Here is a 20754-nt window from a genome sequence, read left to right on the forward strand (position 1 = left end):
TATGTCCATAAAAAGGATATAGGAGAATCAGCCAGAGTAAAATTGTTCATTAAAAAAAGAGTTATTAGAGTGTATCCAATTTATTGGGTGGTTCTTGTTTGTCTTGTACCTGTGTATTTCATCATCCCTTCATTTGGATCCCAACAAGTATTAGACCCATATAATTTAATTGAATCTTTTTTCCTTATTCCACAGCCTGAGGGAAATTTACCTTTAAACGTTGCATGGTCTTTAAGTTATGAAATTCTTTTTTACTGTATGTTCTGTTTATTGATTTTTTTGGACCGAAAAATAGCCTTTCCTATTATGTTTTCATGGATAGGTATAACTGTAGTGCATTTTTGTATACAAATCATTTATGGGACATCAAATAATTACTGGATTAATTTTTTATTTAATCCATTTATCTTGGAATTTTTTAGTGGCGTGTTTATTGCTTATATTATATTGAAAAATTATACAAAAAACGGGCTATTTTTCCTAACCCTAGGGGTTTTAGGAGTATTTATTTCATGGATAAATAAAAACAATAATTTTATTGACTTTCATCGAGTGATTGAATACGGTTTGCCATTTGTCTTAATTATTTATGGTTTGGTATCCTATGAAATCGAAAAATCTTCTAAACCGCCTAAACTTTTAGTATACTTCGGGGATGCTTCGTACTCAATTTATTTAATACATTATCCAATGCTATCAGTTGTTAACAAAATATTTTTGTCAGCAAATTTATATTCCACGATGGGTTCAGTTCTCGGAGCCTCAGTAATGATTGTTATTACAATTATCGTTGGTTGTGTCTTTCATACAGTAATAGAAAAACCATTACTAAAATTCCTTAATACCATTTTACATCCAAAAAGGAATAATAGTAGAATGCAAAAAATAAAATCAGCATAAAGAGAATATGTGGTACAAAAATGGTGGATTTATTTCAATAGTATAGTGATTGCTTATCCAATGTATATTGTAGGTGTTATTTAATAATTTGCTATCCATCCATTAAAATTTTGAAAAAAGGAGTATCTATCAAACGATAATAGATACTAGAAAAAGCGTAAAGATCTATTAATAGATTTTTACGCTTTTTTAGCTCAAGAGATATATAACCAATTTAATCCAACCAAAAATCGCCAGCCACAATGGAATACTAATTGATGTTCCCCAAAGTAATCCTGCAAATAGATTACCCTGTTCATCCATATACTGAATTCACCCCGCAACTATTAGAATAGATTTGTCCATATTTGTTATTCATTTTCATGTTTAGTAATAACTATAAATGTAATCACTTTCTTAATCAATGATAAGATTAAAATAAAATAAGGCACTTTACGACATTTTTTTAGGATTGGGTACTAATAAATATTGAGTATTAATGACATAAGATAAATTTAATCACATGTTTGATTAAAATTGTATTTAATTTTGATAAATTTAATTTGAGTCACTTTTAAGCGGTTAGGTCACATAAAAAATGAACCTTCCTATAACGACATTATTTTTATACATGAGAAATCTAATAATGCTGTTGATTAGAGTGACTATTAATTAATAGTTTGATTGAATCGACAATGTGTAGAATGATGAAAGATGAGGTGTTGGAAGTGAGTTGACTGACATTGGGAGTTTCCGTTAGTTGGGAGACTTTGGTTTCGTGATTATGGGGTTTTAACTGAAAGTAAAGGATTATAAATTATTTTGTTGTAATTCAGTCAATAAAAAAGAGGGCACTCGGCCCTCCTAAATACTATTCAATTTGTCCTAATAGCTCCAACGCTTGTTCTTTCGTCTGAATCCCAAGCAATTGCTCTCTATATTCCTCATTCATTAGCTTACGTGACAGCATCTGTAGAATTTTAAGATGTTCATTTCCCGCAGCTTCTTCTGGCACAGCAATCATAAAGATAAGTTTTGCGGGTGTACCATCATAAGATTCCCAGTCTACTCCATTCTTGCTAAGACCAAATACAACGGATGGTTTCACTACTGCTTTTGATTTACCATGAGGAATGGCGATGTTAAAACCAATCCCCGTTGTACTTTCTTTTTCACGGGTAATAATCGCTTTTTTAAATTTGCGTTTGGAGTTGATGGCTCCAACGCGATCCAATGTTTCTATCATTTCATCAATAACAGATTCTTTCGAGGTTCCTTGTATGTCTGTGTCAATAAGCTCTAAGCTGATCAAATCTGTTAGTTTCATTTCAATCACTCCACATTCTTTTTCAATGCATTTACCATAAATGCCGTTACAACGACCCCTACGACGATGGCGATTAAGAACATTACGACATTATCGATAGCTCCCAATACTGCTACGATTAGTCCACCGTGTGGAACATGGTCTCCGACGTGGCCAAGCATGGCGATTACGGCACCCACCATAGATCCGACCATGATACTTGGAATAACGCGCAGCGGGTCTTTTGCGGCAAAAGGTATAGCACCTTCTGTGATTCCGAATAAGCCCATGAAGAAGGCTGCTTTTCCTGCTTCTTGTTCAGCATCTTCGTATTTCTTTTTATTGATTAAAGTTGCTAGTCCCATTCCAATTGGAGGGATACAGATTGCTGCGGCAATAGGTCCCATGATGGTATAGTTTCCTTCCGCAATCATAGCAGAACCGAATAAAAATGCAACCTTATTAACAGGACCGCCCATATCAAAGGCAATCATCGCCCCTAAAATCAACGCTAATACGATAGAACTTGTTCCTTGCATCCCATTTAAGAAATGAGTTAAGCCTGAGAATACGGCTGCTACTGGTTTTCCTAGAATAAATATAAAGATAGCTGAGACGACTGCACTTGCTAAAATTGGGATAATCAAAATTGGCATAATTGGCTGTACCATTTTCGGCACTTTCCAGCTCTTAATCCATTTGGCTACATAACCGGCGATAAAACCTGCAATAATTCCACCGAGGAACCCTGCGCCTGCATCACTGGAGTAGAACTCACCATGAGCTGCGATATAACCACCAACCATACCAGGTACAAGACCAGGGCGGTCAGCAATACTCATGGCGATAAATCCAGCTAAAATTGGTACCATAAATCCGAAAGAGGCTGCCCCTACATTTAGGACTGAATTCCAAATGGAATCGGGATCAACAACCATCCCTTTCGCTGTCGGATGTCCGCCAATACCTAAAGCTAAGGCGATTAAAATACCACCAACAACAACGAAAGGAATCATGAAAGATACCCCGTTCATTAAGTGGCGATAAATCGGATTTTGCTTATCTTTCATTTCTTTTTTGATTTGATCCACTGATTTTAAGTCCTCTTTGTAAACGGGGAAATCAGTTGCCAATACATTTGTGATGAGTTCCTCAGGTTTTCGAATTCCGTCCTGAACTCCAGTTACCAGAAGTTTCTTACCAACAAAACGTGACTGATCGACGGACTTGTCTGCCGCAATAATAATCGCATCTGCTTCTTGAATTTCTTTTACAGTTAATTCATTTTCAACACCAATAGAGCCTTGGGTTTCGACTTTCATTTGATGTCCGAGCTTTTCGGCTGCTTTTTGCAGATTTTCTGCCGCCATGTAAGTATGGGCAATACCGTTCGGGCAAGAGGTAATCGCTAATAGCTTCATATTTTTTCAACCCCTATTAAAGTTATAGTTCCTATGTCTTATTTATACATCTGAAATCGATTCCATAAAGGATGAATGTTTACCACATATTGCGGAAAAATGGACTTTAATAAAAAAGCCATCATTTTGACGGCTCGATTACAGGCTATTTATAAACTCACTAGGAGATTTCTGTTTGACCAAGGTATTCAGGAGAACAGGCTGATCGCATAATTGACCAATTTCGTTAAATAATTCTCTTGTTTTTGAGTGCTCCTCCTGCTTGGTTGCTAATGCTAGGACGAGAGAAACGTATTCTTTCCCCCATAACAGCGGTTTCTTTAAAATTCCTACAGCAATCGTTGATTTTTTTATATAAATGGGATCCCCGTGCGGTATGGCAATGCCGCCTCCGATATTGGTGGAGGAATGCTGCTCGCGAATGATCGCCGATTCAATATACTCCTCACATACATACCCATGAGCGACTAATTTCAAAGCAAGAACTTCAATTACTTCATATGGGTGATTAAAATCAAGATCTATAAGTATTAGTTCTTCCTTCACCATATCGCGGAGAGAAGGGAATTTGTCCGCTTCATGCAAAGGCATACTGGATGTTATCTGGAGTCCATCAATAAAACGTTGTAGTTTTTGCTCCTCATCAGGTGATAAAAGCGGTGTCACTTCAATGACTGGGACATGCGTTTTAGGGATGGGGACTGTTGCGACTATAAAATCAATCTCATTTGATGAATACTGATTAATTTGACTGATGGATACTGTATCAATGATGTCCAGGGAGCGAAATTTTCTTTCCAGTTTCGTCCGAAGCAGGACAGAAGCTCCTATTCCCATGGGACAAACAATGATCACTCTTTTATTACTACCGTCTTTTTTCTGCATTCGTTCCAAGGATGCCTGAAAGTGAAGAGTCAAGTATGCGGCTTCTTCTTCTGGGATTTTCAGGTTCAGCTCGGTATTTAAATGGACGATTTCACTGATAATCGTGTCAAATATATATGGGTACATCCGCTTAATTTGGTCCAATATCGGATTAGAAACGGTAAACTTTTGTTTTAATCGGTTAAGGGTGGATTGGAGGTGAAGATTTAAGCCCAATAGTAAGTCGGCATCTTTGGTAAAATCAATCTGTGTTCTGCTGGAAACACGGTATATGAGCATTAGGACCAGTTTATGGACTTCCTCGTCAATTGGAAATTCGCCCACTCTGGCATGCTGAACTTTCCCACCCATAAAATGCATGGCTATATAGGCTATTTCACTGGCTGGAAATCGAACCGCAAAACTAGATTCTAGCTTTTTAAGAGTTTTCTCCGCTAAGCGATACTCATTTCTTTCTTGAATTCTTTCCATTTCGGTTTCATGAAGGGGGATGGCATTCCCTAATTTTAAGCGCTTGACTGAAATGAGGATGTGGCACAGTAAACTCTCTAATGTTTCGTCTGTATAAGGATTGTCTAAGGGTTGGTTTATCTCTTCAAGCGAATGCTGGACCATTTCTATTTCGTGCTGCTTAAATAAGCGTTTCCAATAATCCATTTTATGGGTTGAAGAACTCTCTGTGTAAGCAGGAATTTTCGATATGGCCAGCCTCCAACTTTGTTCCGGGCCTGCTACTTCAATTCCTAATTTTCTTTTGGTAACCAAGTTTAATCCGACATTGTTTAAGTAACTTTCAACCTTATCCAAGTCTTTTTTTACAATGGCTTTATTAACATAAAACCATTCAGATAATTTTTGAATGGTAATGGGTTTCTTTTCGATTAACAATAATTCAAGGATTCGAGTCAGTCTTTCTGAATCTTCAACCTCATGGCTTTCGATGCTGCCGCCATAAAGTAATTGTAAGAGATGATTTCTCTCTGACTCTGTAACCTCCAGACGAAAACCAATATTAGGCTTCCTGGAAAGGATACCATTAGAATGCCTGCTTAACCATTCATCTAGAACTTTTGAATCATTCCGAATTGTCTTCTCAGAACACTCTAATTGATCCGCGATTTTCTGAGAAGATAAATATTCCGTTCCTGATTCAAGTAAAATTCGTAACAGATTCTTTTGACGTTCGTTCAATGAATTTCACCTCGCTTTAGTGCTTTTATACCCTACTATGAAAATCATGTCGAATGTTAGCACATTTTCAGGATGGTGTCATTATATATTTTTTAAACAAAAATTATTTTGCATATTATTTGGAATAGCAGTATTCTAGTGAATGATATTCTTTTGTAAGAAATAGTAGGTTGTTATTTATTATTTTGATATATTAATTCGGTGAATTTTGGAAGAGTGTAATGCAGCAAAAAAAAATGGAGGGATAAGCTTTGCAACCATTATTTTTAAAGCCAGTTTTTAAGGAGCGAATTTGGGGAGGAACCACTTTACATAAAGAGTTTGGCTATGATATTCCTTCAGAAGAGACCGGGGAATGCTGGGCAATCTCAGCTCATCCTAACGGCTCCTCTGTTATTGAGAATGGGGAATTTGCTGGAATAAGTTTAGATACACTTTGGCGTGAACACCCTGAATTGTTCGGAAACCCAAAGGAAGAAGAGTTTCCGTTATTAACAAAAATTTTGGATGCCAATATGGATTTATCAGTCCAAGTTCACCCTGATGATACGTATGCAAAGGTGAATGAAAATGGTGAGTTAGGCAAAACCGAATGCTGGTATATCATTGATTGTAAAGAAGATGCCGACATGATTTTTGGCCATACTGCCAAAACAAAAGAGGGATTAATTCAACAAATCAATGACGGCAATTGGAATGAGCTGCTCCGTCGCGTGAAGATCAAGCCGGGGGACTTTTTCTATGTTCCAAGCGGAACGATCCATGCCTTATGTGAAGGTACGCTAGTGTTGGAAACCCAGCAGAGTTCGGATACTACTTATCGTGTTTATGATTACGACCGAAAAGATGCAGATGGGAACCTTCGGGAATTACATTTGGAAAAGGCGATTGAGGTAACGACTGTTCCACATCAAGCTGCCACTAGTGTGCCAAAGGTAGAAGAGCGAGAAAATGCTAGAATCACAACATTTGTGGAATCAGAATTTTTTACTGTTTATAAGTGGGAAATTAATGGTGAAACAACCTTTGCGTCAAACAATCAATATCTGCTTTTAAGTGTTATTAATGGGGATGGCAGTTTGCTTCACAATGGGGAAAAATATGAGTTAATGAAAGGTGCACATCTCATTCTTCCTGTTGGTTTTGGAGAATTTGTATTAGATGGAGATCTTGAATTAATGGTTTCACATACGTAAATAACATTATTTTAATATAACAAAAAAGCGTAAAGATCCTTTAATGGGATTTTTACGCTTTTTTCGGTTTGGTCAGCCAAATCAACGGTAGGTTAAACATCATCCTATAAAAAAGGACTGACTAAATGGTTACTTTAGACAGCCCTTAATTATCAATTAAGCAACATTAGAAATGATCTGATTACTTTCTAATAAGGCTCTTGATGCGTCATTAGCGGGATGGTAGCCCTTTTCAATTAGCTCTTTTATGTATATTTTATTGTAAACAAAGGAAAATACGATCCCTGTTACAAATGAACCGATTCCAAGAGTAAATGACCCAAGTACTGCCTCGATGATCAGCATGATAACAGCCCATTTTAAGTCTCCTCGGAACAATGCCGGTAAAAAGCCAAAGAAGAATGTAGTCCAGCTAAATCCTACCTTAACTTGCTTTGTAACTCCCCCAGAGTTTTTTAGTATAGCTTTCATATCGATAACCTCCTTTTTTAAACTGAATTATAATACTATACCAAAATATGAAAAAAGGGTAGATATTTTTACAAAATCCATAGATTCCTGATATGAACTTAATAGAGGATGACTGTGTGGCAATTTATTATTTAAATTCACAAATAAAAAAGTATCAAACATATTAGGGATTCCAGTGGCTTGAAAATTTTGTAGATTTTTGAACTTTTTTCTCGATTTATTTAATTTTTATGGTAAATTTGTTTTAGTAAAATAGTTACATTTTAGGGGGAAACAACATGAGTGATTTACAATCAAAACTTGGAGGCGGTCTTAATATACTCCAAGATTCCCTGCAGCAAGGGAAACAAAAGCTTCAGACAGCACAAGAAATCAGCCAATACAAAAAAGTGCTTAATGACCTTTCTGAAGCAAGAGCCAATTTATTGCTGAAGCTGGGTGAAGATACATATAGAAAAATTCGTTCTGGTGAGTTGCAGGATCAAACTCTTGGTGAATATTCCCAAGGGATTGCTGAGGTAGACCGCAAGATTTTTACCTCTCAAAAAACGTTAGAGCAGCTTAATCAAGCATCAAAAGAAGGGACATGTTCTAATTGCGGAAATTCAATAACTCCCGATGATAAATTCTGCGGTTCTTGCGGACAAAAGCAGGAAACCTACTCAGAATTAACCAATCAAGTAAATATGGTGACTTGTCCGACATGTGAGGAACAAATACCAGCTGATGCTAATTTCTGTGCCTGCTGCGGAAGTCGTCTTGTCTTGCAGGGGGTATAGGTCGAAATGTATTGTAAAAGTTGTGGCGCAGAGAATCTTCCATCAGCCAGTTATTGTGCTAATGATGGGACCTTTTTAACAAATACTAACGTAAAATTTCGTATGAAAGACCATAAAGTAAGCTTTTGCTCAAGTTGTGGTTCCAAAACAGAGGGAAGTTATAACTACTGTATAGAATGTGGAAACAATACCTCCCAGTACATAACCCTAAAAAGCTCCGAAGGGAAGCAAAGTCTACCAAAGGAATTTGGTGCAGTGACAAAGGTTGGTGCAGTGAATCTGCCTGCTATTAATATTGAATTCTTTAAGAAAATGTTACTGCCGGGTCTTCTAGCGATTTTAGTAGTATTTCTATTAAGCTTTTCTGTTATGAAACAATCTGAAAAGCTTTACGATAGCCTTGTAAGTAATAGTCTTAGTGAGTTTGATGTTAACAGCATGATTGAAGAGATTGAAGGATACACTGACTCAGACTTGCCAGACCTTAATAAAATCTATGGTTTTTCTGATATAGTCATGATGTCTAATCTGCAAAACCCTGTCATAACCCTAAAAGGTAATATATTTGGAAAAGTGACGGCAGAGGTGGAAGCTAAAAATGGGTTTATTATTTATTTACTCATACCGTTCCTTGGTCTATTTGGTGCGGGGATTTATGCAGGTCGCAAAAATAAAAATTCTGGAATAAACAGCCATCTTTCTAATGCGCTTGGCATCGGTGTTATATATGCAGTTGTTATGTCTATCTTCTCATTATTTGCTGGATTTTCTTATGATATAAACATTAGCAAAGTATCTTTTTCAATGGATAATGATTATTCCTTTTTTAAGACCCTATTCATGACCTTATTGTTCGGCTTTTTCTTTAGCTTTATTGGAAGTCTATTTTCTATTAATTTTCGAAAGGCAACCGGGCATTTGGCAGAATGGCTTCCTTCCGGAGAAGCGATCCATCAGGCAATTGTTATTCCATTTAGAGCAATCTTTGTTTTCACAGTTGGCCTATTTATTTATCTTTCAAGTAAATTAGCAGATTTTAAGGAAGGATTAGGAGACTGGTTAAATGGCACGCCGATAGAGCAACTACTGGATAAAAGCTATGCTCTGATTGCATCTTTATCCGTACAGTTGGGAAGCTTCTTCTGGAATCTACTTCACTTTTCACCGCTTACTTTATTGGTGAATGAGGAAGGTGAAAAAGGTTCCCTAGCATATGGAGTATTCTCAGGCTTGATTGCAACTGGCGAGGCAAAAGATGATTCAGATATTCTTGCATTTGATAGTTTGATTTCTTCAGCAGACTTTGATTTATATCTAAAAATTGCACTCATTATTCCTATTGCGTTATTCCTTTGGGCAGGATTTAAAATCGCCAAGCGTGATCAAATAGGGAAAAACTTAATTGTATTCAGTGTTGTCTATTCTATCATTATGATGATATTGGCTGCTTTTACAGACATCGGATTTGTTGTTTCCTCACATGCTATGGGGGAATCAACGAACATGGAAATGAACCTCGGTTTTGGAGCGGCAGGTACTTTTATGAAGAGTTTGCTATTTTCATTTGTATTTGCCTACTTAGGTACGTGGATTCATAAATTTACAGAAAAAGGTTGAAGGAGTAGAAAATAAAATGTCAGTTTGTCGAAATTGCGGACAACCGCTTACTCCGCAACAAGCATTTTGTAAGCATTGTGGTACAAAAAATGATATTGAGCCCCAGACAAGAGCGGTTGGGAAAAAAACAGTGACTCTTTCAGCACCGGTAAAATGGGGAATTATTTCTATATTGGTAGTAGTAGTTGGTCTGTTTTCTGCACATCTTTACCTATCCAATCAGTATAAGCCTGAAAAAGCAGTGCTGCGATTTGAAGATGCAGTGAAAGACAAAGATTATGCTTCATTGCACAAAATTTTGGAACAGGGTGGGACGGAAACCAGTTTAACGGATTCGGAGCTAAAAGGTTTTGTATCCTATTTAACAAAAAAGAATGATTTCAAAGCAACCGTAAAACAACTTCGTCAGGATGCGGCAGGTACCAAGCATTATAAACGGATCCACCCCATTACTGATGATTATGGAAATAAACTAGTGGTGCTCGTAAAAGGTCCGAAAAAGTTCTTTTTATATGATCAGTATTTTGTAAAGGCATATCCGTTTACTATTTCTGCAAGTAGTAATTTGGATCATACAAAAGTAACATTTAACAAGCAGACAAAAATGATTAAAGAAGCTGATGAAGCTGTCACTCTAGGAAAGGTATTACCTGGGAATCTTACACTTAATAGCGTATATAAGGGAGAATATACAACCTTAAACTCAAAGACAGACGTTGATTATTCAGAAGCTAGTAATAACAAAGTAAGAGTATCCATTTATCTTAAAGGTAAATTTATTACTATCTATTCAAACGGTGATCATGCAGATGTTTATGTAAATGGGAAAAAGACGGGGTTCAAAACTGGTACGGAAAAAGAATTTGGTCCTATCCCAACGAATGGAACGATGGAGATGTATGCAGTTCTCGATCGTGATGGTGGTTTGATAAAAAGTAATGTTGTTAAAATTGAAGATGAAGGTGAAATAGATCTGGAATTTAAGGAACTTGCCGAGGAAAAGCAACGAGCTGAGCAAAAAGAACGTAATATGGAAGCCTTGGCTATGTACGGATCCGATTCGACACCGAATGAGCAAATGCACAATTTCATGGAAGAGTTTATTGCCGCTTCAGTACGTGCATTTAATAACAGAGACTTCAGTCTTGTTTCTTCCTATCTTGCACCACAAGGATCAGGCTATTCCGCGACAGAAAAATACATTTCTCATTTAGAGGAAAAAGGAATCACTGAGGAGTTATTAAATCTCGAAATCCTCGATGTAACGACAACGGAAAAAGGATTTACTGTTAAAACAAGAGAAGAATACAATATTTATTATGAGGATGCTCCTGGCAAAAATACAATTTTTGAATCAACATATAATCTTGAAGCAACTGATTTTGGTCTAAGGGAACTTTCTTTGGAAAATACCAAACCAGTAAAGTCAGTTGCGCTTGAATCTGATACTGATTATGAATAATTCTTAAATAAACAGGTAATTAAGCCTAAAATCAATAAGTATTTTTACAAACTTGTTGATTTTAGGCTTTTTTGCATCTCATTTAAAATAATTGAATCTTATATGATACTAATCCATTTTTTTATTAAAAATCAATTCACTTCGGACTTCATCCATTCCCTAACCTTCTCTTTTGCTCCCATTCGCCAGTTCTTCACAGCCGAGATCGAAACGTTCTCAATCTTCGCTATCTCTCTGTCTGAGTAACCATTTATGAATCGTTGCAGTACCCACAGCCTTTGCTTCGGTGTCATGGTTTCGCAATAGGTTAATAGAATCTCTTTTTCAAAGGGGCAGACGGGGCAGGTTTCCTCAATGGTTTCCCAATACTCTTCTTTCGGACATACGGTGTGTTCAAGATCCTTATAAAGGCTATTTAACTCGGTAAGCATCCGGCCTCGGATAAAAGTATAGGCGTAGTTCGTGAAGCTGCCTTTCTCGGAATTAAACGAATTACTCGCTTCCCATAAGGCCACAAGCCCGTGCTGATAGAATTCATCCCGACGATTAAATATGTTTAATGTGTTGATGATCTTATGAATCATAGGTTCATACTGTTTTGCTAACTTTTCAAAACTTTCCAAAGGTGTTCCCCTTCAGGAAAGCGCGCTTTTCCATGTATTCCTAGGTGACTCCACCATATCGCGAACGAACGATTCAGGCGAATTTCCTTAAATCGCTTTTTTGCCGCTATTTAATGCAAAAATAACGTTTTTTGGCTACAAAAATCATTTTTCTCGCCAAAAAATGCACGAATTGCCCTTTTACTATCAAAGTGATAAATTTTATAATACTTCTATTCAAATGAATGGGGGATATCAATTGTCTTCGGCTATATGGAATACTAGAATTAAGACGAACTGTTTGCCAGCATAGGTGGGATAGGACGAAAGGGACACCGGTGCATTTCTGGCGAAACATCAATAGGTCCGAGGATATTGTAGTTAACTAGTTTATAAAAAAATAAGAAAAACTCGACAATAAGCCGAGTTTTTCTTATTTCTATTACTGGTCAATAGAATATTGATAATTAAGTAGTAACAGGTCCTATAATTTCTAAAACGTCCTCAAAAGGAACAGGTCTGCTATACAGATATCCTTGTTGGCGGAAACAACCCAGGTTATGTAAAAATTCCTTCTGATTTTTTTGTTCTACTCCCTCCGCAATCACATCCATTCTTAGGCTGTTTGCCATGGCTACAATCGTTCTCACAATGGCTTCTTGGTCAGAATTGGTATAGATATCTTTGACAAATGATTGATCTATTTTTAAGACTTTAATAGGAAGTCTTTTCAGATAACTTAAGGATGAGTAGCCCGTTCCAAAATCATCGAGAAGAACTTCGATTCCCATTTCTTCTAATTTTAATAGTTTTTGAGCTATGGCCTCCATGTTTTTCATCATGATACTTTCGGTAATTTCAATTTTTAAACAATGGGGATCAAAGTTTGTTTCCTTCAGGATCTTGATCAATTTGGTGATAAAATCATTAGATTCGAACTGAGGTGCAGAGACGTTGACGGAAATATACGTTTCAGGGTAGCCGTTCTCATGAATTTGTTTACCGTGTAAGCATGCCGTTCGCAGAACCCATTCACCGATGGGGATGATTTGTCCAGTTTGTTCCGCAATCGGAATAAACTCCGCAGGTGAAATGAAACCCATGGATGGATGGAACCAGCGAATTAACGCTTCAAATCCTGCGATCCTCCCTTTTTGTGTATTCATAATCGGTTGATAGTACAGTTGAAGTTCACTTTTATTGATGGCATTGACAAGACCATGGCCTAAGTCCACTAGCCTTGTTAAACTTTCGGTCATACCTTCTTGATAAAATTTATAATGATTAATTCCTTCTCTTTTCGCTTGATACATGGCAGTTGCCGCTTGTTTTAAAAGATGATCCGGTTTTCTTGAGTGTTCAGGATAAATGCTGATTCCTATGCTTGCTGTAATGGGATATTCACGGCCATGGATATAGAAGGGATTCGCAATGTTTTGCAGAAGATTTTTTGCTACGATTTCAACTTGAGAGAGATCGGTAATATTTTTAAGCAGGACATTAAATTCGTCTGCACCATGTCTGGAGACAAAATCACTTTGGCTCAATCCCCGTCTGATCCTCTTTGCAATCGTTTGAATAAGTTCATCACCATTTTTAAATCCAAGTGTTTCATTTACCAGCTTAAAATGATCGAGATCAATATGCAAAACAGCTATTTTCTTTTTCGTCTTCTTGACCTTCGTTATGGCATCTTTCAGTTTTGATTGCAGCATTCTCTTATTGGGTAATTTGGTTAAAGAATCGTAAAAAGCCATAAAATGCAATTGCTCTTCAGCTCGTTTTCGTTGACTGATATCAGTAGTGACACCATCCACACGCTCTACTTCTCCAGAATCATTGATGACAGGAATGGTTAGTTCGTGAATCCATTTCATGTCTCCCTTTGAATCAATAATTCGGTATTCGAATTTGATTGAATCTCCACCTAATAAAAGTTGATCCATTTTCTCCACCAATGCTTGATCGTGAGGATGGATGTTCTGTTTCCAAAGAAAAGGGTTCTCCAAATAGTCCTTTGGCGTATAACCATAGATTTTTTCACAAGCTTGAGACATTTGCAAAATCTGTTTGCTCTGAATATCTATTGACCATAAACATACATCAATACTATTAATGATATTTTGCAAGCTGCTTTGGTTATATACGGAATGATGCATGATTTTATTTTTCTCTGTCAACTGTTTAGCAAATCCCGCAATGCCCACTATTTCATTACTAATATGAATAGGAAATGTAATCATTTCTATTTCGATATAGTGACCATTTTTATGTCTTATGGATACCTGATAACTTTTTTGCCTGTCATTTAAAGATTCCATAATTGGTGATTCAGCTGTACCTATAGAATCTTCTTTTAGAATCGTGATAAAAGATTGCCGCAGAAGTTCGTTCCTCGAATAACCAGTTACGTCTAAGGCGGCTTCATTCAAAAGTATAAAATGACCGTTCAAATCAACAGCAAAACATGGATCCGGATTCTGTTCAAAAAGAGATTTATATATATCTTCCAATAGCGCCGGATCTTGGAGGCTATTAAACATTTTTGTATATTCATTCCTTCCTTTACAATTAGGACCAATCATATTATCGGGTAAAATTTTCTAATTTACTAGTAAAAAATGGAGGATGTTGATATTTTGTCATACATAATTCTATTTTTGGATAGATAGAAATATAGTAGAATTTGTCGAAAATTTTTTAGGAATATTCGACAACTTTCGCTATTTGTTCTTTATAAGATACAATATAATCATTATAAAGTAAAAAGTGGAAAAATGAGGGGGTTACCTCGATTGAAAATCAAATCTATTATTTGTTTTTTTCGAAAATACCATAAGTATGACTATTATTCTGGAACGTGTATCAGATGCGGAAAAGTGAAAAATCATTTTTAACAAAAAGCCTAACAAGGGCTTTTTTATTTTTTGTATTAAAAACAAGATATTAAGACAATAGCAGGAGAGTAATGGAGGATGTTATATTATGTCATGTCATACATAAACTATTTTTGATTTATAAAGAATTTTAACCAGAGTTGATGACATGAATCGAACAAGAATTTATCACAAGCTGAAATAAAGTAAAAAAGCACAATCATTCCGATTTCCCCCACTTAAAAGGGTAATCTGGAATATTGTGCTAGTTTTAAAAGGAAATCTCAAACCTTCAGGGAGTTAACTATTAATATCAACTAAATAATGAAGCAACAACGTAAACATTGAACACTGCACAATAGTGTAAATCAGGAATCCCAGCTTTCCATCTTTACTCACAATCTTCGGATAAGAAAGACTTAAGAAAAAGAGTGCTGCAATTGGAATCATGTATCTTCCTTGAACCCCGCCTATTATAGGTGCTCCCACGGGACTAAAGCCTACATAAAGAGCCGTATAGATTAGGAGAAAGACTATTGAGAAAATACCTAGAAAAATAAAGCGGTCTATATTTCGTACTGGGATTGAAATCTCCGTCTCTTCCTTTATGATTCCGAATAATAGGAGCATAAAGAGATACGAGAAAATTACAATAGAAGGTGCCTGGTATAGATAATTTGATGTGGCTTTTCCCAGCATCGAAATGACTAGCGTATTCCCTTCACTATATAAGGTATCAATAAAGTACTTAACGTAATATAGCGGATGAGTTAGGACAAATTTTACTTGATCACCTGGTGAAACTCCAGGATTAATTCTTAGGTCAGGTACAGACATGTTTTTCAAATTCATCAAATTCCAAATGACAAATGGAATCATACAGCCTATAAACAAGTAGGCGAATTTTTTTATATACTCTTTTTTACTCGAAAACTTTGAAGTAGGGATGATTAAAAATAAAAAGAGTATCGGAATGTATACAATTTTTGATAAGGCTATAAACAGCCCAATTAAAATGGCAGTAGCTATATGCTTCCTGTTTATTTGATTTACCTTCCCATAGGCTAAGTGAAGAATATAGGCAACAAATAGTAAAGCAGTTGCATCGGTTATTCCATCTGCAGACAGGGAAGCTGCTAGGATCAGTGGCGCCGGGATTAACGCCAAAGTAAAGAATAGTTTTCGTTTTACCGGAACTATTTTTAAAGCCATATAGACAATTGAGATATAGGCGATTAAATTAAATAATCGACCGAGATACATCATCGCTAATGGTGAATCGAAGATCAGCCTGCCCAACATCATCCCCAATGCCTGGGGAAAATAAATTAATGGAGGGTAGGAACTGGCATAATTCCGCGTGAAAACCCTGTGGTCGGAGTCCAGCTTTTTAGCAAACTCCTGCCTCACAAGTTCATATTTAAAGCCATCCTGATGAATAAATCGGACATCCTGTACCGTATCAACGAGGCTAATGGGTATATAGTTTCCTAGTCTTTGATCAACCGTCTGATTGGTAAATTTCCCTTCGGACACCTCAAAGGAACGAAAGTAATGTTCAATTTCGTCAAATTGATCGAAAGGAGGAATGATCAATGTAATGATAAGACCAAACGGGATCGCAATAATCAGAAATACCTTATGTAAATGATCTGAACATTTCCTGATTAGGACAACGGATCCTAAAAAGAGCAGAAGTAATGCTACCCCCACTAAAACAAAGGCTGTTTTACTAAGTAGGGGCTTATTCTCTACTTTCAGGACTTTAAAAAACAAATCCCCCGGTTGCTTTTTCCCGTTTATGGTGAGACTTCCATTCTTATAAGAGTCTTTTGCACTCCTCCAAAGGGTAACCGTATTCCCGCTCTGTAAGTGATGCCCCTCAAGACTTACGATATAACCTTTCCCTTTTGCTTGATGCACCGGTGGAAAGTCTATATAAAAGTTTTTGACATCAGGAAGCTTGGAAAGACTTAACTTCTGTCTGGAAATCACTTTTCCGCTTTTTTGTTCTTTTAACATAAAAAGGAGAGTTCCGTGATTTTTCCTGCCGTAGGTTCCGAACTGTAATTGAACCCGTGAAAATGTATTTTCTTCCACACGAAATGACTGGGATAACTTCATATTCCCAGTTAATTCTCCAAGAGTCATATCGTTTCTTTGTTGATTGACTACAAGGTGCTCAGATTCACGTTCGTGGATAAAAATACCTCTATTTTCATAGATATATAAAGAAGAAAAGAAAAAAACAATAGTGATTATCAGCCATGGCAGCCAGTAATCTTTGATTTCTGACTGAATCCATTGTTTGTAACCTGCCATGCTAGTAGAAATGCTCCTTTACTAGAGATTTTGCCATGATTTAACGGGTGATGAGATAGACCCCAAATAGAATCACACCTGTTCCAACCCATCTTGTAACAGGAATACTCTCTTTAAATAAAAAAAGGGCAATAAATATAGCAAACACATAGGCCAAACTTTGTATTGGATACAGAAAGCTTAGTGGCAGCTTAGAGAGTAGATACATCCAAATGCCTGTTGCAGCGATATAAAGAACAAAGCCTGCTAAAATAAACGGCGAAAAAAAGAATTGGAAGAACTTTTGAATGATATTTCCGTGCAGATGCAAGTTTTCAAGTCCAACCTTCCAAGAAGTCTGGCCCAATACCAAACAAAGAATATTAGCTAAAATAAGTATGTATTTCATGTATGTAACCTTCCGTCCATAGTTTCATTTGCCTGCATTTTTTCAATTTCCTTTTTTAAAATACCAACCTCCTGGACCACATGAGTTAATTTATTTGATAACTTGGATATGGTTAAGGTCAGACTAAAAATAAGAAAGAATTGAAAAACAAATGATAACAGGAAAATGGCATTTACAGGCTCCACAATACTAAGTGTGGAAGCAATAAATTCGGCAATTTTCGAAAATGATGCTAACAAGATATTCACAACACAAAAAAATAACCAAATTAATGAATATCGTAATTCTAGACGATACTTTCTAATCATATTAACAATGATAATGAATGTAATGATAGAAGCAATAAATAAAATGATTTGCAGTTGTGTAGTAATCATAATTCTCACCTAAAAGGATTCTAGTGGCCTACGTCAGCCCAATTTTTCTTAAATTATCAATAATGATGGCTAGGGAAACTTTAATCATGTAATAAATCGATCGTATAAAGTTAATACTGGACTCTCCGCCCTCGCGTTCATTCATCACGACGGGAACTTCTTTAATGGAATAATTATTCCGCAATAGATAAACGATGGATTCAGGTTCGGGATAGTCCGATGGATACCGGTTACTAAATAACGTGATGACTCGGCGATTGCAAGCTCTAAATCCTGAAGTAGGGTCGGTAATTTTCTTTTTTTGTAAAAAATAAATTAAGCGGCTGAAATAGTTGATGCCAATTCTTCTCATAAACGAAGATTGAAAGCCCGCTTTCTCTAAGTACCGGGATCCAATGATAAGGTCAGCTTCACCTTTTATAAGTGGATCAATTAGGGATTGAATATACAAAGGATTATGCTGTCCATCTCCATCTACCTGAATCGCAATATCATACCCATGCTTTTCAGCGTACTTATATCCTGTTTGCACAGCCCCGCCAATCCCTAGATTGGAGGGAAGATCTATGACGTTGAATCCGAAATCCCGACACATTTCTGAAGTATTATCAGTCGAGCAATCATTAATAACAATTACATCTACGTTCTTTATGTTACTGAAAAGTTCAGCTAAACGATGGATATTGGCGCCCTCATTAAAAGCAGGAACAATGGCCAGAACCTTCATGACAAAATAACTCCCTTTTAAAATAGTAATCTATCTCTATTTAATCCGCAGATGAAACTTTGTGTAAAAATTTGGAAATAATAATTAAACACTTTAAAATTATAACATAACGATACTATTCTTCAAATTATCGACATATAGTTCACAAATTGTTCACATTTTTGAAATAGTAAAAGATATCAATATATGAATATTTGAAACAAAGCAGATTGGGTGGATATGGGTTGGGTTTGGGTGAAAACATTTGGGTGACAGGCACCATCCGTGTACAATTGTCCGTCTGTGGTGGATAATCAGAAGTTGGTAGGGGGGCGGACATCCACATACTTAAAACCATTCTTAATTCCAAGTTGCTGTCATATTATAAACTAAAAAACTTGGATATAGGTGATGGGTATTTATCAGCAAATAATGGCGACGGTAGTTGGTAGTTTTCTTTTGGGTATAGGGGTTAATGGTTTTTTGATCCCGCATCATTTTATTGACGGCGGAATTTTGGGGCTGGCTTTGATCCTACATTACTTTTTGAATGTTCCGACGGGTTTTGCAATGGTGGGACTGAGCCTGCCTATTTGTTTATTAGCCTCAAAGAATGAAAGAACCTATTTCTTAAGTAGTTTATTTGGTTTGTTTTTATCGTCCATATTTATTGATGTTCTCGCACCTCTTCGTTACCAATTTCTTATTTCTCCGCTAACCAGTGCTATCATTGGGGGAATGGTCATTGGGATAGGTGTCGGGCTCATGCTGTATTATAAGACAAGCTCAGGAGGGACGGATCTGCTGGCTAAAATGATTTCAAAATCTCTCTCGTTGAATATCGCATGGATTATTATCTTCATCGATGGGTTGATTGTATTAGCTGGTCTTTCTGTGTTGAATTTGGATCGAATTTTTTATTCTTGTGTCGTGATCGTTGTTGGTGGGGTGACTACCTCTATGATTGAGGGGAGATAGAAGGCCATGTGAGGTCCAAAAGCCCTTAAAGGCTCAGTAGACATTAAATGGATGAAAGACAAGTACCTCATTTTTAATATTGGTATTGTAGCTGGGATGAAAGACATCATGCCTCTATTAGAAATGAAAACTGTCCTTCATAAGCTTGATGAAGGACACTATCATGATATATAACAAGTATTTTGTCTTTCATAGGCATGATGAAGGACACTGACATGGTTAGTAACAAGTCTTTAGTCTTTCAAAACTCAATTTGCCATAATGGCTTTTTACATGCAAAGATTTTCATTATATTTGGAACCAAATGATACATAATATTGCGACTAGCTTTATTGCATATAAAATCAATTTTGTTGACCTTAGTAATCCCAGTAAGAATTAGCGAAGAAAATCTTATGATTGATACCCCCGTTCACCACTCATTATAATAATAGTAGTTTAACAACTTTGGAATCGAGTGTGAAATAGAAATGGCCATTTTAAAAAATGACTGGTCTCCTTTGTTGGAAGGAGAGTTTGAAAAGCCGTATTATCAACGGCTAAGGGGAATTTTAAAAGAAGAGTATCAAACGAGAGTGATCTATCCGGAGCAATACGATATATTTAATGCCTTGCATCTTACTCCGTTTCATCAGACGAAGGTGGTCATTATCGGACAAGATCCGTATCATGGCCCGGGACAGGCTCATGGATTAAGCTTTTCTGTTAAACCAGGCGTGGGTATTCCGCCATCATTGCAAAATATTTATAAAGAACTGAAGGCGGATTTGGGATGCACGATCCCGAATAATGGGTACCTTGTAAAATGGGCCGAGCAAGGCGTACTGATGTTGAATGCGACATTAACGGTGCGTGCAGGGACACCGAATTCTCATAAAGACCTTGGGTGGGACCTGTTTACGGACAAAGTGATTGAAACCTTAAATCAGCGGGAAACACCGGTTGTGTTTATCCTTTGGGGGAATTTTGCTCAACAAAAAGAACAGTTGATTACCTCACCGCATCATTACATCATCAAATCTCCACACCCAAGTCCTTTTTCTGCCAATAGAGGGTTCTTTGGCAGCCGACCGTTTTCCAGAACAAATGCGATTCTGCGGGAAATAGGGTTGGAGGAAATTGATTGGCAGATTCCTGATTTATAGAGGAACTTCGTTTTTTTTTAGACTATGTTAAAGAATACTGTTGATTTTAAACCATGTTGATTGGAGTGGAAGGCACGAAGACTCCTCGAAAATGCTATCGCATTTCCTTCGTGCGTGGGCGGATACAAGGATGAAAATCAATGTCCTGTGGGA

General features: G+C 36.7%; 16 protein-coding genes and 1 pseudogene. 8 read left to right on the forward strand and 9 right to left on the reverse strand.

Features of this window, described 5'->3' with window-relative positions; genetic code table 11:
- Positions 1–900 (forward strand): acyltransferase family protein (locus V7083_RS06960; protein WP_335476656.1); only part of this gene is annotated, 900 nt, incomplete at its 5' end.
- An 850-nt stretch (positions 901–1750) separates the two neighbouring features.
- Here the strand turns inward: V7083_RS06960 and V7083_RS06965 are convergent.
- Both V7083_RS06965 and V7083_RS06970 read right to left on the reverse strand, forming a co-directional pair.
- Positions 1751–3606, reverse strand: a pseudogene (locus V7083_RS06965) (fructose-specific PTS transporter subunit EIIC).
- A 138-nt stretch (positions 3607–3744) separates the two neighbouring features.
- Positions 3745–5682 (reverse strand): BglG family transcription antiterminator, encoded by a 1938-nt coding sequence (locus tag V7083_RS06970; RefSeq protein ID WP_335476657.1) that lies wholly within the window; start codon positions 5680–5682, stop codon positions 3745–3747.
- A gap of 251 nt (positions 5683–5933) precedes the next feature.
- On the opposite strand from V7083_RS06970, the gene manA reads away from it, so the two are divergent.
- Positions 5934–6878: a mannose-6-phosphate isomerase, class I gene (manA, locus tag V7083_RS06975; RefSeq protein WP_335476658.1), complete on the forward strand. Its 945-nt coding sequence runs from the start codon at positions 5934–5936 to the stop codon at positions 6876–6878.
- A gap of 156 nt (positions 6879–7034) precedes the next feature.
- Here the strand turns inward: manA and V7083_RS06980 are convergent, their stop codons facing one another.
- Positions 7035–7349 carry a DUF2628 domain-containing protein gene (locus tag V7083_RS06980; protein ID WP_335476659.1) on the reverse strand — a complete coding sequence of 105 codons (315 nt, stop codon included), beginning with the start codon at positions 7347–7349 and terminating at the stop codon, positions 7035–7037.
- A 278-nt stretch (positions 7350–7627) separates the two neighbouring features.
- Between V7083_RS06980 and V7083_RS06985 the strand changes: the two genes are divergently transcribed.
- From V7083_RS06985 to V7083_RS06995, 3 genes are read left to right on the forward strand one after another with little or no spacing between them, the layout of a single operon-like run.
- A complete protein-coding gene (locus V7083_RS06985) occupies positions 7628–8128 on the forward strand; it encodes a zinc ribbon domain-containing protein (protein ID WP_335476660.1) in 501 nt (166 codons plus the stop codon).
- 6 nt (positions 8129–8134) lie between these two features.
- The gene (locus V7083_RS06990; protein ID WP_335476661.1) at positions 8135–9745 is read left to right on the forward strand and encodes a hypothetical protein; all 1611 of its coding nucleotides are present in this window, start codon (positions 8135–8137) and stop codon (positions 9743–9745) included.
- Positions 9746–9761: 16 nt separating this feature from the next.
- A complete protein-coding gene (locus tag V7083_RS06995) occupies positions 9762–11207 on the forward strand; it encodes a zinc ribbon domain-containing protein (protein WP_335476662.1) in 1446 nt (481 codons plus the stop codon).
- Between the two features lie 131 nt (positions 11208–11338).
- On the opposite strand, the gene V7083_RS07000 is transcribed toward V7083_RS06995, so the two are convergent.
- From V7083_RS07000 to V7083_RS07025, 6 genes are all read right to left on the reverse strand, one after another.
- Positions 11339–11830 carry a sigma-70 family RNA polymerase sigma factor gene (locus V7083_RS07000; protein WP_335476663.1) on the reverse strand — a complete coding sequence of 164 codons (492 nt, stop codon included), beginning with the start codon at positions 11828–11830 and terminating at the stop codon, positions 11339–11341.
- A 446-nt stretch (positions 11831–12276) separates the two neighbouring features.
- On the reverse strand, positions 12277–14352 hold the full coding sequence (locus V7083_RS07005; RefSeq protein ID WP_335476664.1) for a sensor domain-containing protein: 2076 nt from the start codon (positions 14350–14352) through the stop codon (positions 12277–12279).
- Between the two features lie 633 nt (positions 14353–14985).
- Positions 14986–17007, reverse strand: a complete 2022-nt coding sequence (locus V7083_RS07010) for a DUF2142 domain-containing protein (RefSeq protein ID WP_335476665.1) — start codon at positions 17005–17007, stop codon at positions 14986–14988.
- A gap of 40 nt (positions 17008–17047) precedes the next feature.
- Positions 17048–17395 carry an EamA family transporter gene (locus V7083_RS07015; protein ID WP_335476666.1) on the reverse strand — a complete coding sequence of 116 codons (348 nt, stop codon included), beginning with the start codon at positions 17393–17395 and terminating at the stop codon, positions 17048–17050.
- Complete coding sequence (locus V7083_RS07020; protein ID WP_335476667.1) at positions 17392–17772, reverse strand: DUF2304 domain-containing protein; 381 nt, start codon at positions 17770–17772, stop codon at positions 17392–17394. The genes V7083_RS07015 and V7083_RS07020 overlap by 4 nt, the downstream gene beginning before the upstream one ends.
- 28 nt (positions 17773–17800) lie before the next feature.
- Positions 17801–18499, reverse strand: a complete 699-nt coding sequence (locus V7083_RS07025) for a glycosyltransferase family 2 protein (RefSeq protein ID WP_335476668.1) — start codon at positions 18497–18499, stop codon at positions 17801–17803.
- Between the two features lie 390 nt (positions 18500–18889).
- On the opposite strand from V7083_RS07025, the gene V7083_RS07030 reads away from it, so the two are divergent.
- From V7083_RS07030 to V7083_RS07040, 3 genes are all read left to right on the forward strand, one after another.
- Positions 18890–19456 carry a YitT family protein gene (locus V7083_RS07030; protein WP_335476669.1) on the forward strand — a complete coding sequence of 189 codons (567 nt, stop codon included), beginning with the start codon at positions 18890–18892 and terminating at the stop codon, positions 19454–19456.
- A gap of 51 nt (positions 19457–19507) precedes the next feature.
- Positions 19508–19630, forward strand: coding sequence for a hypothetical protein (locus V7083_RS07035; protein ID WP_335476670.1), 123 nt, complete (start codon positions 19508–19510; stop codon positions 19628–19630).
- Between the two features lie 296 nt (positions 19631–19926).
- Complete coding sequence (locus tag V7083_RS07040; protein WP_335476671.1) at positions 19927–20601, forward strand: uracil-DNA glycosylase; 675 nt, start codon at positions 19927–19929, stop codon at positions 20599–20601.
- Positions 20602–20754 lie beyond the last annotated feature (153 nt).

The organism is Bacillus sp. JJ1764, assembly GCF_036962145.1.
Lineage (GTDB): Bacteria > Bacillota > Bacilli > Bacillales > Cytobacillaceae > Neobacillus.

Bases quoted from the DNA above. Each gene is read 5' to 3' on its own strand.
- V7083_RS06980 (WP_335476659.1), bottom strand. From the start codon at position 7,349: ATGAAAGCTATACTAAAAAACTCTGGGGGAGTTACAAAGCAAGTTAAG.
- V7083_RS06985 (WP_335476660.1), top strand. From the start codon at position 7,628: ATGAGTGATTTACAATCAAAACTTGGAGGCGGTCTTAATATACTCCAA.
- V7083_RS06990 (WP_335476661.1), top strand. From the start codon at position 8,135: ATGTATTGTAAAAGTTGTGGCGCAGAGAATCTTCCATCAGCCAGTTAT.
- V7083_RS06995 (WP_335476662.1), top strand. From the start codon at position 9,762: ATGTCAGTTTGTCGAAATTGCGGACAACCGCTTACTCCGCAACAAGCA.
- V7083_RS07005 (WP_335476664.1), bottom strand. From the start codon at position 14,352: ATGTTTAATAGCCTCCAAGATCCGGCGCTATTGGAAGATATATATAAA.
- V7083_RS07010 (WP_335476665.1), bottom strand. From the start codon at position 17,007: ATGGCAGGTTACAAACAATGGATTCAGTCAGAAATCAAAGATTACTGG.
- V7083_RS07015 (WP_335476666.1), bottom strand. From the start codon at position 17,395: ATGAAATACATACTTATTTTAGCTAATATTCTTTGTTTGGTATTGGGC.
- V7083_RS07020 (WP_335476667.1), bottom strand. From the start codon at position 17,772: ATGATTACTACACAACTGCAAATCATTTTATTTATTGCTTCTATCATT.
- V7083_RS07025 (WP_335476668.1), bottom strand. From the start codon at position 18,499: ATGAAGGTTCTGGCCATTGTTCCTGCTTTTAATGAGGGCGCCAATATC.
- V7083_RS07030 (WP_335476669.1), top strand. From the start codon at position 18,890: ATGGGTATTTATCAGCAAATAATGGCGACGGTAGTTGGTAGTTTTCTT.
- V7083_RS07035 (WP_335476670.1), top strand. From the start codon at position 19,508: ATGAAAGACAAGTACCTCATTTTTAATATTGGTATTGTAGCTGGGATG.
- V7083_RS07040 (WP_335476671.1), top strand. From the start codon at position 19,927: ATGGCCATTTTAAAAAATGACTGGTCTCCTTTGTTGGAAGGAGAGTTT.